12 protein-coding genes are annotated in these 13,287 nt (G+C 73.5%); 5 read left to right on the forward strand and 7 right to left on the reverse strand.

Features of this window, described 5'->3' with window-relative positions; translation table 11 throughout:
* Positions 1–192 precede the first annotated feature (192 nt).
* Positions 193–1,260 (forward strand): NlpC/P60 family protein, encoded by a 1,068-nt coding sequence (locus SCK26_RS14985; RefSeq protein ID WP_318201824.1) that lies wholly within the window; start codon positions 193–195, stop codon positions 1,258–1,260.
* A gap of 28 nt (positions 1,261–1,288) precedes the next feature.
* On the opposite strand, the gene SCK26_RS14990 is transcribed toward SCK26_RS14985, so the two are convergent.
* Both SCK26_RS14990 and SCK26_RS14995 read right to left on the reverse strand, forming a co-directional pair.
* Positions 1,289–2,032 (reverse strand): response regulator transcription factor, encoded by a 744-nt coding sequence (locus SCK26_RS14990; RefSeq protein ID WP_318201825.1) that lies wholly within the window; start codon positions 2,030–2,032, stop codon positions 1,289–1,291.
* The gene (locus SCK26_RS14995; protein ID WP_318201826.1) at positions 2,029–3,318 is read right to left on the reverse strand and encodes a PspC domain-containing protein; all 1,290 of its coding nucleotides are present in this window, start codon (positions 3,316–3,318) and stop codon (positions 2,029–2,031) included. Before SCK26_RS14995 ends, SCK26_RS14990 begins: the two co-directional genes overlap by 4 nt.
* 221 nt (positions 3,319–3,539) lie before the next feature.
* On the opposite strand from SCK26_RS14995, the gene SCK26_RS15000 reads away from it, so the two are divergent.
* Entirely contained in the window at positions 3,540–5,030 is a 1,491-nt protein-coding gene (locus SCK26_RS15000; protein WP_318201827.1) for a PspC domain-containing protein, read from the forward strand.
* Positions 5,017–5,232 carry a hypothetical protein gene (locus SCK26_RS15005; protein WP_318201828.1) on the forward strand — a complete coding sequence of 72 codons (216 nt, stop codon included), beginning with the start codon at positions 5,017–5,019 and terminating at the stop codon, positions 5,230–5,232. The genes SCK26_RS15000 and SCK26_RS15005 overlap by 14 nt, the downstream gene beginning before the upstream one ends.
* Here the strand turns inward: SCK26_RS15005 and SCK26_RS15010 are convergent.
* The 3 genes from SCK26_RS15010 to SCK26_RS15020 form a co-directional block, all read right to left on the reverse strand.
* Entirely contained in the window at positions 5,223–5,747 is a 525-nt protein-coding gene (locus tag SCK26_RS15010) for a DoxX family membrane protein (protein WP_318201829.1), read from the reverse strand. The genes SCK26_RS15005 and SCK26_RS15010 overlap by 10 nt on opposite strands.
* 123 nt (positions 5,748–5,870) lie before the next feature.
* Entirely contained in the window at positions 5,871–7,151 is a 1,281-nt protein-coding gene (locus tag SCK26_RS15015; RefSeq protein ID WP_318201830.1) for a hypothetical protein, read from the reverse strand.
* Between the two features lie 256 nt (positions 7,152–7,407).
* Positions 7,408–8,202 (reverse strand): class II aldolase/adducin family protein, encoded by a 795-nt coding sequence (locus tag SCK26_RS15020; RefSeq protein ID WP_318201831.1) that lies wholly within the window; start codon positions 8,200–8,202, stop codon positions 7,408–7,410.
* 138 nt (positions 8,203–8,340) lie between these two features.
* Between SCK26_RS15020 and SCK26_RS15025 the strand changes: the two genes are divergently transcribed.
* Positions 8,341–8,808, forward strand: coding sequence for a pyridoxamine 5'-phosphate oxidase family protein (locus tag SCK26_RS15025; RefSeq protein ID WP_318201832.1), 468 nt, complete (start codon positions 8,341–8,343; stop codon positions 8,806–8,808).
* Between the two features lie 3 nt (positions 8,809–8,811).
* Here SCK26_RS15025 and guaA read toward each other — a convergent pair whose 3' ends face one another.
* Positions 8,812–10,392, reverse strand: a complete 1,581-nt coding sequence (gene guaA, locus SCK26_RS15030; protein ID WP_318201833.1) for a glutamine-hydrolyzing GMP synthase — start codon at positions 10,390–10,392, stop codon at positions 8,812–8,814.
* A 289-nt stretch (positions 10,393–10,681) separates the two neighbouring features.
* Between guaA and SCK26_RS15035 the strand changes: the two genes are divergently transcribed.
* Complete coding sequence (locus SCK26_RS15035) at positions 10,682–10,939, forward strand: chorismate mutase (RefSeq protein ID WP_318201834.1); 258 nt, start codon at positions 10,682–10,684, stop codon at positions 10,937–10,939.
* A 533-nt stretch (positions 10,940–11,472) separates the two neighbouring features.
* On the opposite strand, the gene SCK26_RS15040 is transcribed toward SCK26_RS15035, so the two are convergent.
* Complete coding sequence (locus SCK26_RS15040; RefSeq protein ID WP_318201835.1) at positions 11,473–13,278, reverse strand: GMC family oxidoreductase; 1,806 nt, start codon at positions 13,276–13,278, stop codon at positions 11,473–11,475.
* Between the last annotated feature and the right edge of the window lie 9 nt (positions 13,279–13,287).

Here is a 13,287-nt window from a genome sequence, read left to right on the forward strand (position 1 = left end):
ATTCCGTCACCATCCGTCCTAACGTCCTCCCCCAGGTGACCGGCTTCCCCTCGCCGCCCGGACCGGGGCGGCAACCGGCCGCCTACGCCGAGAAAGACCCGGCGGCGGCCACTCCCCCTGCACGGGCCGCCCCGGGCCGCACGGACGACCGCTCGGTCGTACGAGTCGTACGGAAGGACGTGACGGTTCCAGGTGGCAGCCCACCGCAAGCCCCCGCAACGCCCGCTCACCGGCCATACGGTCCGGACGGCCGCCACTCTCGCCCTGGCGGGCGCGGCCACCGTGACCTGCTTCGACGGAACGGGCCACGCCGAGCCGCAGCTGACGCCGGCGCAGGTGAAGGTCCGGGTGGAGACGCTGTACCGGGAGGCCGAGGCCGCGACCGAGAAGTACAACGGGGCGAAGGAGGAGGCGGACGCGGCCCAGCGGCGGCTGAGCGCCCTGCAGGACCAGACCGCGCGCAGGCGGATGAGGCTGGACGCGGCCCGGAACGCCCTGGGCTCGATCGCGGCGGCGCAGTACCGGGACGGCGCCATCGACCCGGCCTGGCAGCTGGCCCTCTCCAGCGACCCCGACCGGTACCTGGACGGTGCCGCGTTCGCCGAGCGGGCCGGTGACCGGCAGGCCGCCGCGGTGTCGCGGGTGCGCGGGCAGCTGCGGGAGATCGAGCGGCTGCGCGGTGCCGCACGCATCGAGGTGAAGTCACTGCGGTCCCGGCAGGCCGAGCTGCGCCGGCAGAAGAGGACCGTCACCGGCAAGCTGGACGAGGCCCGGCGGCTGCTCGGGCGGCTGACTCCCCGGGAGCGCGCCGAGGCCACCGCCGACGCCGGCGCCCCGGCGGGACGCGTCTCCCGGTCGGCCGCCGATCCGCGGGAGTCACTGGAGCGGGCCGGATCCGTCCTGGCACCCGGCGGACGCGCCGCCGTGGCCGTCGCCTACGCGTACGGCAAGCTCGGCAGCCCCTACGTGTGGGGCGCCACCGGTCCGAACGCCTTCGACTGCTCGGGCCTGGTCCAGGCCGCCTACCGCGCCGCCGGTCTCTCCCTGCCGCGCACCTCCTACGCCCAGATCAACGCGGGCCGGCGGATCTCCCGCTCCGAACTACGGCCGGGAGACCTGGTGTTCTTCTATCCCGGCATCAGCCACGTCGGCATCTACGTGGGCGGTGGCCGGATGATCCACGCCCCGAACCCGTCGGCTCCGGTCCGGCTGGCCCCGATCGACCAGATGCCGTTCGCTGGAGCGACCCGGGTGGTGTGAGGGGCGGGCCCGGGCGGGCCCGTAGGGGTCAGACCAGCCGGCGCGCGGTCGCCCAGCGGGTCAGCTCGTGCCGGTTGGACAGCTGGAGCTTGCGCAGGACCGCCGAGACATGGGACTCGACCGTCTTCACCGAGATGAACAGCTGCTTGGCGATCTCCTTGTAGGCGTAGCCACGGGCGATCAGGCGCAGCACCTCGCGTTCCCGCTGGGTGAGGCGGTCCAGGTCCTCGTCCACGGGCGGGGCGTCGGTCGACGCGAAGGCGTCCAGGACGAACCCGGCCAGCCGCGGGGAGAAGACGGCGTCGCCCTCCTGGACGCGGAAGATGGAGTCGATCAGGTCGGCGCCGGTGATGGTCTTGGTGACGTAGCCGCGGGCGCCGCCGCGGATCACCCCGATGACGTCCTCCGCGGCGTCCGACACGGACAGCGCGAGGAAGCGGACGGGCCGCTCGGCGTCGGCCGACAGCGCCGCGCACCGGCGCAGCACCTCCACCCCGCCGCCGCCCGGGAGGTGCACGTCGAGGAGGACCACCTCGGGCCGGGCGGCGGTGATGACCGCGACGGCCTGGTCGACGTCCGCGGCCTCGCCGACCACCTCGACGCCGGTCTCGGCGGTCTGGCCGATCTCGGCCTGGACGCCGGTGCGGAACATCCGGTGGTCGTCCACGAGAACCACCCGTACGTGCCGCCCGCCCGCGTCGGCACCGGGACCGCCGGACCCGGCCGCCTCCGCCGTCCCCGCCGTGCCGTTCGCCTCGGTCGCGTCGCTCATGACGTCTTCTCCGCCCTCTCCATCTCCAGCTCGACCTCGGTGCCGCCGCCGGGCACCGCCCGCAGCCGGGCCGTGCCGCCGTTGCGCTCCATGCGGCCGATGATCGATTCTCTGACACCCATGCGGTCGGCGGGTATCGCGTCGAGGTCGAAGCCGGGACCGCGGTCCCGTACGGAGACGAAGACCGACTTTCCCTCGACTTCGGCGTAGACCTGTACGGCACCGCCCTCGCCACCGTACTTGGCGGCGTTCACCATAGCCTCGCGCGCGGCTTGCGTCTGTGCCGCGGTCCTCTCGTCCAGGGGGCAGTCGCCGACGACGACCACCTCGATGGGCACGCCGTGCTTGTCCTCCACCTCGGCGGCGTTGCGCCGCACCGCCTCGGCGACCGTGCCGGGTTCGTCGGCCTCGTCCTTGCCGGTGCCCTCGGGTTTGTACAGCCAGGTGCGCAGGTCGCGTTCCTGGGCGCGGGCGAGGCGGCGCACCTCGCCCGCGTTCTCGGCGTTGCGCTGGATCAGGGTGAGGGTGTGCAGGACGGAGTCGTGGACGTGGGCGGCGACCTCCGCGCGTTCCTGGGCGCGGATGCGCATCAGGCGTTCCTCGGAGAGGTCCTGGGTCATGCGGACCAGGTAGGGACCGGCGAGCAGGGTGATGCCGACGAGGACGACGAGCGCGGCCTGCAGCACCGCGCCGAGGTGCGCGGCGGAGCCCTGGAGGACGAAGACCGCCGTGACACCGGCCGTGACGAGCAGGACGCCGCCGACCGTGCGCAGCAGGGTGAGGGTGCGGCGTCGGCGGCCGGCCTCGACCCAGCGGGCCCGGCGGGCGTTGTCCGCCTGGCGCCAGACGAGGGCGACGCCGGCCGCGACGAGCACGGCGGGCACCAGATAGGCCTTGGTCGCGCTGCCCAGGTCGACGCTGCCCACGAAGACCATGGAGACGACGACCATGAGGAGCAGGGCGGCGATCTGGCCGCGGTCCGGTTTGCGGGGCACCAGTCTGCGCCGGCCGTCCGGGAAGGTCTCCGTGCCCACCAGCGAGGACTTCTGGCCGCCGACGCCGCCGACGCCGAGCGGGACGAAGAACCAGAACGCGGCGTAGAGCAGCGCGCCGAGCCCGTCGGCCATGAGCAGGCCGGCGAAGACGAGCCGCACCCAGATGACGGGCAGCCCGAGATGCCCGGCGAGCCCCCGCGCCACTCCGCCGAGCCAGCGTCCGTCGCTGCTGCGGTAGAGCTTGCGCGGGGGCCGCGGGTCGTCGAGTGGCAGGCTTGCGGCTTCCGGCATGCCAACGATGGTCACACGGGCGGCGGGGCGGAGCATCAGGGTCGACCCCCCAGACGCCCCTGATCTTCCGCCGGGGCCGGTCGGGGTGGGCTGCTCGTGCGGTACGTCCCGGCGGGCGGTGCGGCTCGAACGCTTCCCCGCCTGGTCTCAGGGCCGATTTCAGGGTTGGCCCAGGGTCGTCCCGACTGCCGCCGGGGCGGCCGGGCGGTCACCATGGACGCATGACGGATCACGAGCACGCCGCGACGGGTCCGGGACCCGGCCCCGGCCCGCGCCCGGCCCCGGGCCCCGGGCCGACGGATGCCGCGCCCGCCGCGACGGAAGCGCCCGGAGCGGCCGGCGCCGGCTCCCGCACCGGCTTCCGCCCCGGTTCCCGGAGCGCCGGCCCCTCTCTCGCGCGGGACGCGGAGGGACAGGAGAGCCCCCGGCTCCCCGAGCGGTTCCGCCGCGACCGCGGACACAGGATGATCGCGGGCGTGTGCGCGGGACTCGGCCGGCAGACCGACATGGACCCGGTGATCTTCCGGATCACGCTGGCCGTGCTGTCCGCGACGGGCGGCCTGGGCCTCATCTTCTACGGCTTCGCCTGGCTGCTGGTGCCGTACGCGGACGAGGAGGAGAACGAGGTCCGCAAGCTGTTCACGGCCCGGGTCGACGGCCATGCGCTGGCCGCGGTGCTGTTCGCCCTGGTCGGCTGCGGAATCTTCCTGACCATGCTCAGGAACGGCGGGGTGCTGGCGTTCGCCGCGGTGCTCTCGCTGCTGCTCGCGGGCGCGGGGTACTGGTCGCGGCGCCGTGACGCCCCCGACCACGATCCGCTGGCGGCGCAGGCCGCCGCCGACGCACCCCCGGAGGCCCAGGCACCGCCGGTCGTCACCGCCTACCCCTCCTGGTGGCGGGACCCGATCGTCAAGGACGGCACCCATGTCGGCGGCACCGGCTATCTGTGGGGGCCCGGCGACGCCCGCGGACGGGACCTGACGTCGGCCCTGGACGTCGGCATCACCACCCCCTGGACGCACCCCGGGGCGATACCCGCGCCCGAGGCCAAGCCCCCGAGACCGCGCGGCCCGCGCTGGATCGGCGACTGGGTGGTCCTGCTCGCCCTGCTGGCGGGCGGCCTGGCCGCCTGGCTCGGCCGGCACACCCACCCGCTGGGCACCAGCCTCCAGACCGGCCTGGCCTGCGCGCTGGCGGTGTTCGGACTGGGCATAGCGCTCAGCGCGTTCCTGGGCCGGACGGGCGCCGGGACGGTGTTCCTGGCCGTGATCACGGCGGCCCTGCTCGCCGGGGCGGCGGCCCTGCCCCGGGACATCACCGCCGACTGGAAGGAGGCGTCCTGGAAACCGGCCGCGGTGGCGCGTGTGCGGGCCGGTTACGACCTCGGTACGGGGCGGGCCACGCTGGACCTGACCCGGGTCCGCCCGGCCACCGGGCGTTCGGTCGCCACGGACGCCCGGGTGGGCGCGGGGCGGCTGAAGGTGATCGTGCCGGCGGACGTGACCGTGCGGATGGACATCGATGTGGGGCTGGGCGACATCCGGTTGCCCGGGGACGGTGGAAAGGACGTGGACGTGCGGCCCGGCAGGCATCGGGATGTGACGCTGGCGCCGGCCAAGGCCGCGGCCAGGGGCTCGGGGACGCCGGGCACGCTGGATCTCACGCTCGGCGTCGGAGTGGGACAGGTGGAGGTCAGCCGTGCTGCGTCATGAGTTCCAGCCCGGGAGGCTGGTCGCCGGGCTCTGCCTCACCGGCATCGCCGCGGCCTACGCGGGGGACGCGGGCGGCCTGTGGGACACCCCGTGGTTCCTGATGGTTCCGCTGGTCGCGGGCGCCCTGTGTCTGGCCGGCGTCACGGCCGTGCTGGCCCGGGGGTTCCGCAGACGTCGCGGTGCCGCGGAGGGTCAGCGGTAGCCGCCGGGCCACCGCCGGGCGCGCCAGGCGGCGTCCACGGAGAAGTAGGGGGCTCCGGCCAGGATCAGGGGGAGCCAGGCCATCAGGTAGGCGAGGTCGTTTCCGTAGTAGTAGGGGGTGGTGGCCCAGCTCACCGTCAGCCAGAGACTGAGCGAGATCAGCGCGCCGCCGAGCGCGGCGAGGCGGCCGAGGAGACCGAGGAGGGTGGCGATGCCGACGGCCAGTTCACCGAGGGCGATGGTGTAGCCGAAACCGACCGGGCTCCTCAGGGCCAGGTCGATCAGGGCCGGGATCGCGGCGGAGTCGCGGGCCGCGCGCATGGTGTCGCCGATCGAGCCGGCGCCGGAGGAGTGCATGAAGGCGCTGTCGGTGAGCTTGTCCAGGCCGGCGTAGGCGAAGGTGACGCCCAGGAAGAGGCGAAGTGGCAGCAGGGCGTAGTGGGTGGCGGTGTCGCGGAGGCCGCGGGGCTCGTTCAGCCGGGGAATGCGCGTATCCGTCCGCATGCCTTGAGTCATCGCTACAAGCCGCCTTTCACCCGCTGTGCCCCCTGATGTGACGATACGTATGACGAAGGGAGCCGGTTCAATCCTGTCCCGGATGATTTTCCGGATTTCGGCCCTCCACGGCGAACCCGCCTCTCACTCCGTGACGTGGAGCGGGTACCGGTTCGTCGTCACGCCGGCCGCCGTCACCACCTGGACGTCGACCGGGCCGGGCTCCACGTCGGCGGGTACGGGCACGGTCAGGGTGGTGTCCGTGGGGTTGCGGAAGCCGCCGGTGACGGGGATCAGCGGGACGTGGACGTCGACCGTGCCGATGCGGACGACCGTCCGGGAGAGCCGGTCGGCGCTCTGGGCGCCGGGCGGGACGAAGCCGCTGCCGCGGATCTCGATGTCGTCGCCGGTGCGGACCGGGCCGTCGAGGTCGCCGGGCTCCCGGGCGCGGACCACCGAGAGGATCACCGGCCGGCCGCCCTCGGCGTACTTGCCGGCCAGATAGGTGGCCGCCGAGATCAGCACGACCACGGCCAGGCCCCAGGGCAGGTCGGGCAGCCGGTCGGGGCGGCGGGCCAGCCGGACGGCGGCGAACAGCAGGGCGACGGCGCCGACGGCGACGTACTGGATGTCGGTGAAGGCACCGCGGCCGGAGTCGTCGGTGAGCAGGTCGGCGGCGCGCGGGCGGTGGGCCGGCACCTTCTGCAGCCGTTGGGCGCGGACGCGCAGGACCACCACCCGGCGGACCAGGACGGCGATGCCGCACACGACGGCGAGGACGGTCACCGCGCCCGCGCCGCGCGCCAGGCCGAGGCCGGCGATCAGCGCGTCGCGTTCGGCGGGGTCGGAGGCGGCGGCCAGGCGGACGGCGAGCAGCAGGACGGCGTAGCCGATGAACAGCACCCAGCAGGCGGCGACGGTACGGGAGGTGGAGATGCGGTTGTCCTCGCCGATCAGCGGCGCGAGCGCTCCGCCGCGCGCCCGGTGGAGGAGGCAGGCGGCGGTCAGGGCGCCGGCGACGGCGAGCGCGGCGAGCAGGGCCGCGGTGCGGGCGCCGGTCCAGCCCGCGCCGGTCGCGGTGAGCGCCTCGGCGAGCAGCAGCACGGTGACCGCGCCCCACACCGCGCACACCGTGCGCGGCCACAGCCGGGCGAGCCGGACCGCGCCCTCGGCGCGGCCCCGTTCGGCGACGGCCTCGGCCCGCTGGGTCAGCTCCTCGGACACCCACTGGCGGGACGCCGGGGCCGAGTGCGCCACGGCCGCCGGCAGTCCCCGTCCGGCGGCTAACTCGTCGCGCCGGCGCAGGAACGCGGCGACGGCGCGCCGGTGCCCCTCCCGGGCACCGTGCGGGCAGTCCCCGCAGGCGCAGCCGCCCTCCTGGACGTCCCCGTCACCCGTGTCCTCCCCCGCCTCCCGCACCACCACGCCCGACCCCCGCCTTCCCCACGGCCCGCCGGCCCCGCCGACGCCACCCGCGGCGCGCGCGACGATCCGGCAACTCCCCTGCGACGACAGCGCATTGTGCCGCACGGCTGGCTTCTCGGGGTGGCTGGTCCGGGTCATGGCGGGTGAACCCGCCAGTCGCCGTGTTGACCCGGTCGCACCTCCCCGTGCCGGCGTGCGGTCACCACCCGTGCCGTCGCCGCGGTCGCGAAGGCCGGCCGGGCACCCGGCTCGTGCCTCAGCCGAGCAGGTCCGGTTCGGCGCGGCTGATGTCCTGCCACAGGGGCTGGTAGTTGATCCAGGCCACCAGGTCGCCGCCGAGCTGTTCGCGGGTGGCGACGGCCGCCTTGTGGTCGATGAGCACCGGCCGGCCCGCCGCCTTGGCCGTCAGCTGCACCTGGCAGGACCGCTCCAGGGACAGGAACCACCAGGCGGCGGCGTCCACCGAGTCGCCGACGGTGAGCAGCCCGTGGTTGCGCAGCACCAGCGCCTTGCGGGAGCCCAGCGCGGCGGCGATCCGGCGGCCCTCCCCGGCGTCGACGGTGATGCCGGTGTAGGCGTCGTAGAGGGCGAGGTCCTCGTAGAAGGCGCAGCTCTCCTGGGTGATGGGGTCGATCAGGTCGCCGAGGGCGGCGAGGGCGCGGCCGTACACGGAGTGGCAGTGGGCGACGGCGACGACGTCGGGGCGGGCGGCGTGCACCTGGGCGTGCACGGTGAACGCGGCCTGGTTGACGTGGTAGCGGCCCTCGACGACCTGCCCGTCCTGGTTGGCGAGGACCAGGTCGCTCACGGTGACGTGCTTGAACGGCATGCCGAACGGGTTGACCCAGAAGCAGTCGGTGTACTCCGGGTCCCGGGCCGTGATGTGCCCGGACACCCCGTCCTCGAAGCCGGCCCGTCCGAAGATCCGCAGGGCGCCCGCGAGCCGCTCCTTGCGGTGCCTGCGTTCGTCCTCGGCCGACTCGTGCATCGGCGGCATGGCGAACCGCAACCGGTCGGTGGGCAGCGGCAGGGGCGGGGTGGGCTCGTGCACAGAACCTCCAGCGGGGGACGGCGTACGGGCCGGAAAGTACCCCCGGTCGCGGCAAAAGGGCAGAGCCGGCCGGTAAAGATGATGTGCGCGGTGAATACCCGACAGAAGATGTCCGGATAGGGCGGCAGGCTGGCGCGTATGAACTGGACAGCCTTCCGCACCGCCGCGCCCGAGCTGGCGGCCGTCACCGAGGAGCGCTTCGGCGCGTACCGGCACCACGTCCTGGCGACCCTGCGCCGCGACGGCTCGCCCCGCACCTGCGGTCTGGAGGTCCGCTTCCTGGGCGGCGAGCTGTGGCTCGGGATGATGCCGCGCTCCCTCAAGGCCCTGGACCTGCTGCGCGACCCGCGCTTCACCCTCCAGGCCAACCCCGGCGACGGCACGGACATGGGCGGCGGCGACGTCCGGATCAGCGGGCGGGCGATCGAGGTCGGGGAGGGCCCGGCCAGGACCGCGTACGTGAAAGAGGTGGAACCGCCGCAGCCGTTCCACCTCTTCCGTACCGAGCTGACGGAGGTCGTCCGCACCCGCGTCGAGGACGACGCGTACCTGGTCGTCCAGGTCTGGAAGCCCGGTGAGGCCCTGCGCACGCTCAGGCGTGCCTAGGCCCTACTCCCACTCGATCGTCCCCGGGGGCTTGCTCGTCACGTCGAGCACGACCCGGTTGACGTCCCGGACCTCGTTGGTGATCCGGGTCGAGATGCGGGCCAGCACGTCGTAGGGCAGCCGGGACCAGTCGGCGGTCATGGCGTCCTCGGAGGAGACCGGACGCAGCACGACGGGGTGGCCGTAGGTGCGGCCGTCACCCTGGACGCCCACGCTGCGGACGTCCGCGAGCAGGACCACCGGGCACTGCCAGATGTCGCGGTCCAGGCCGGCCGCGGTCAGTTCCTCGCGGGCGATGGCGTCGGCCTCGCGCAGCAGGTCCAGCCGCTCCTTCGTCACCTCGCCGACGATGCGGATGCCGAGGCCGGGGCCGGGGAAGGGCTGGCGCTGGACGATCTCGTCCGGCAGGCCCAGCTCCTTGCCGACCATGCGGACCTCGTCCTTGAACAGCTTGCGCAGCGGCTCGATGAGCTTGAACTCGAGGTCCTCGGGCAGGCCGCCGACGTTGTGGTGCGACTTGATGTTCGCGGTGCCGGTGCCGCCGCCGGACTCCACCACGTCCGGGTAGAGGGTGCCCTGGACCAGGAACTCCACGGCCGGGCCCTCGTCGGCGATGATCTCGGCCTGCGCCTGCTCGAAGACGCGGATGAACTCGCGGCCGATGATCTTCCGCTTCTCCTCGGGGTCGCTGACCCCGGCGAGCGCCTTCAGGAAGCGCTCCTCGGCGTCGACGACCTTCAGCTGCACGCCGGTGGCCGCGACGAAGTCCTTCTCGACCTGCTCGGTCTCGCCCTTGCGCATCAGGCCGTGGTCGACGTACACGCAGGTCAGCTGGGAGCCGATGGCCTTCTGCACGAGGGCGGCGGCGACGGCGGAGTCCACCCCGCCGGACAGGCCGCAGATCGCGCGCTTGTCGCCGACCAGCTCGCGGATGGCCTGGACCTGCTCGTCGATGACGTTGCCGGTGGTCCAGTCCGGCTTCAGCCCGGCACCGCGGTAGAGGAAGTGCTCCAGCACCTGCTGGCCGTGCGTGGAGTGCATGACCTCGGGGTGGTACTGGACGCCGTAGAGCTTCTTGTCGTCGTTCTCGAACGCGGCGACCGGGACGACGTCCGTGGAGGCGGTGACCGTGAAGCCCTCCGGCGCGGCGGAGCAGGCGTCACCGTGGGACATCCACACGTGCTGCTCCTCCGGGGTGCCCTCGAAGAGGGTGGAGGACGCCCGGGAGACGCGCAGGTCGGTGCGGCCGTACTCGCGGGCGCCGGTGTTGTCGACGGTGCCGCCGAGGACCTGCGCCATCAGCTGGAAGCCGTAGCACATGCCGAAGACGGGGACGCCGGCCTCGAAGAGTTCACGGTCGAGGCGGGGGGCGCCCTCCTCGTACACCGACGAGGGACCGCCGGAGAGGATGATCGCCGCGGGCTTCTTGGCGAGCATGTCGCGGACCGGCATGGTGCTCGGCACGATCTCGCTGTAGACCCGCGCCTCGCGGACGCGACGGGCGATGAGCTGGGCGTACTGCGCGCCGAAGTCGACTACCAGGACGGTGTCGGGGGTGGCGGCAGACTGGGTCGCTGATGACACGGGGTGCCTTCTGGTGGTCGGGCGGGGGTCTGTGCTTCCGATTCTAACGGGGTGGCCGCCGGACCTTGGAATCCCGAAGACGGGCCGCCGTGGCATACTGACCGCATGCGCAAGCACTCGACCTTCGTCTTTACCTATGGCACCCGGCCCGCCGGCTGCCATGGTCGTGCTGCTTGAGCCAACCGCCAAGCGACTTCCCAGGCGCCCCGGGCCGACAAGGCCCGGGGCGCCTGTCGTTTACCGGGTTCGTCGCCCCAGGGCTTGCGTCATCCCGACCGAGGAGCCCCACATGACCACCACCACCCCGGAAACGACCATCGCCGACGCGCGCGAGCGCATCGACGCGCTCGACGACCGGATCATCGGCCTGATCCAGGAGCGGATGGCCGTCTCCACCGTCGTCCAGCGGACCCGGATCGCCTCCGGCGGGCGGCGGGTGCACCTGTCCCGCGAGATGGAGATCCTCGCCCGCTACCGCGACGCCCTCGGCAAGCCCGGCACCACCCTCGCCATGACCCTGCTGGAGCTGTGCCGGGGTCGCATCTGAGTTCGGTCCCGCTCTCACCCGTACGGCGCCGTGACCGGCCCGCGCACCGCTTCGTTGAGGGTGTGTCCGTGCCAGCCAGGGGCGGGCGACAGCACCACGCGTGGCTCGCCGGAGCGATGAGGCGTACGGGTCGTGCCGTACGCCGTGGGACCTCGCTCCGGGGAAGTGGCCGGACGGCAGGGGACAGCAGCCCGGTCACGCGAGAGAACGGCCGGCTCCGGGGACGCCCGGGGCCGGCCGGCGGAAAACTCCGGACGGCACAGGACGCGGCGCCGGCCCCGGGCATGCGCCGCCGACCGAGCGAAGGGCCCCGCGGCCCCTCCGTCCCGCGCAGCCCTTCGGCGCGCCAGTCCCCGCCGCCGCCCTGCCGCCCGACAGCCGCCCCCACCAGTGAATGTGACCGAGGTCACACAGAAAATCGGGCGCTTCGGAGCAACCCTTCCAGCTTTCCGCTGATCAAACCTGCCGGATCAAGAAACGGTGGGGCGGGACCTGCTTTCGGAGGGGGATGCAGGTCCCGTCCGCCGTTGCGGTCACTTCTTCGGCGGCACCGCCGGCATCCCCAGGAACGGCAGCCGCAGCGCGCCGAACGCGTCCGCCGGCACCACCGGCGCCTTGGGCTCCACCGGCGCCAGCCGCTCGTACGCCGCTCCCTGCGCCGGCCGCGCGTCCTCCTCGCCCTTGTTCGGCCAGAACGACATCGCCCGCTCTGCCTGTGCGGTGATCGTCAGCGAGGGGTTCACGCCCAGGTTCGCCGAGACCGCGGAGCCGTCCACGACCGAGATGCCGGGGTGGCCGTAGAGCCGGTGGTAGGGGTCGATCACACCCGTCTGCGGGGAGTCGCCGATGGGGCAGCCGCCGAGGAAGTGCGCGGTGAGCGGGGTGCCCATCAGCTCGCCGACGTTGCTGCCGGCGAAGCCGTTGATCTCGGCGGCGAGCGCGGAGGCCGCCTCGGTGGCGGCCCTGATCTGCTTGGGGTTGGGCGCGCCGTGGCCCTGCCGGGCGGTGAGCAGGCCCCGGCCGGGCCCGGCCGGCTTCAGATAGGTGGTCAGCGAGTTGTCCAGGGACTGCATGACCAGGCCGATGATGGTGCGTTCCGACCAGCGCCGGTTGGACAGCGAGCGGGCGACCTGGACCGGGTGCCGGGCGGCGTTCGCCAGCCAGGCCAGCACGCGCGAGGAGCCCTCGGTGTAGGGCACCTGGAGGATGGACAGGCCGCCCATCGCGTTGGAGCCCTTGCCGTAGCGGACCGGCTCGATGTGGGTGTTCTCGTCCGGGTGGATCGAGGAGGTGATGGCGACGCCCTGGGTGAAGTCGGCCCGCGGCGCGCCGGTCGCCCGGCGGTAGCGGCGGTCGTCGGTCTGCGCGCCGACCAGCGCCTCGGAGTTGGTGCGGGTCAGGTCGCCGAGCCGTGGGGACAGATACGGCAGCTGGCGGCCCGCCTTCATGCGGTGCAGCAGGGTCTGGGTGCCGTAGGTGCCGGCCGCGAGGACGACCCGGCGGGCGGTGAGGATCCGGCCCTCGGCCTTCCGCCTCCGGTCCGTCGGCAGGGTCGCCACCGCGTAGCCGCCGCGCGAGTCGTCGGTGACGGAGACCACCGTGGTCATCGGGTGGACGACCGCGCCCGCTTTCTCGGCGAGGTGGAGGTAGTTCTCGTTGAGGGTGTTCTTCGCGCCGTGCCGGCAGCCGGTCATGCACTCGCCGCACTCGGTGCAGGCCCGCCGGTCGGGCCCGGCCCCGCCGAAGTAGGGGTCGGCGACCCGGCCGCCGGGCCCGGCCGTCGTCCGGCCGTCCGCGTCCTTGCCGTCCCCGAAGAACACGCCGACCGGTGCCATGTGGAAGGTGTCGCCGACGCCCATCCGCCGGGCCGCCGCCTTCAGATGGACGTCGGACGGGGTCATGGTGGGGTTGAGCCGCACTCCGAGCATGCGCCGGGCCTGGTCGTAGTACGGCTTCAACTCCTCCTGCCAGTCGGTGATGTGCCGCCACTGGGGGTCGTCGAAGAAGGCCTTCGGCGGTGCGTAGAGGGTGTTGGCGTAGTTGAGCGAGCCGCCGCCGACGCCCGCGCCGGCCAGCACCATGACGTTGCCCAGCAGGTGGATGCGCTGGATGCCGTACATGCCGAGCCTGGGCGCCCAGAGGTAGTTCTTCAGGTCCCAGGAGTTCTTCGGGAGGGTGGCGCGGGTGAAGCGGCGGCCCGCTTCCAGTACGCCGACCTTGTAGCCCTTCTCGGTGAGCCGGAGGGCCGACACCGAGCCGCCGAACCCCGAGCCGACGACGATCACGTCGTAGTCGTACCCGTCCTCGTCCCGGGTCTGGACAGACTGCTCCTGCGACACGTGCTCTCC

It is taken from the genome of Streptomyces sp. SCL15-4 (genome assembly GCF_033366695.1).
Classification (GTDB): Bacteria; Actinomycetota; Actinomycetes; order Streptomycetales; family Streptomycetaceae; genus Streptomyces.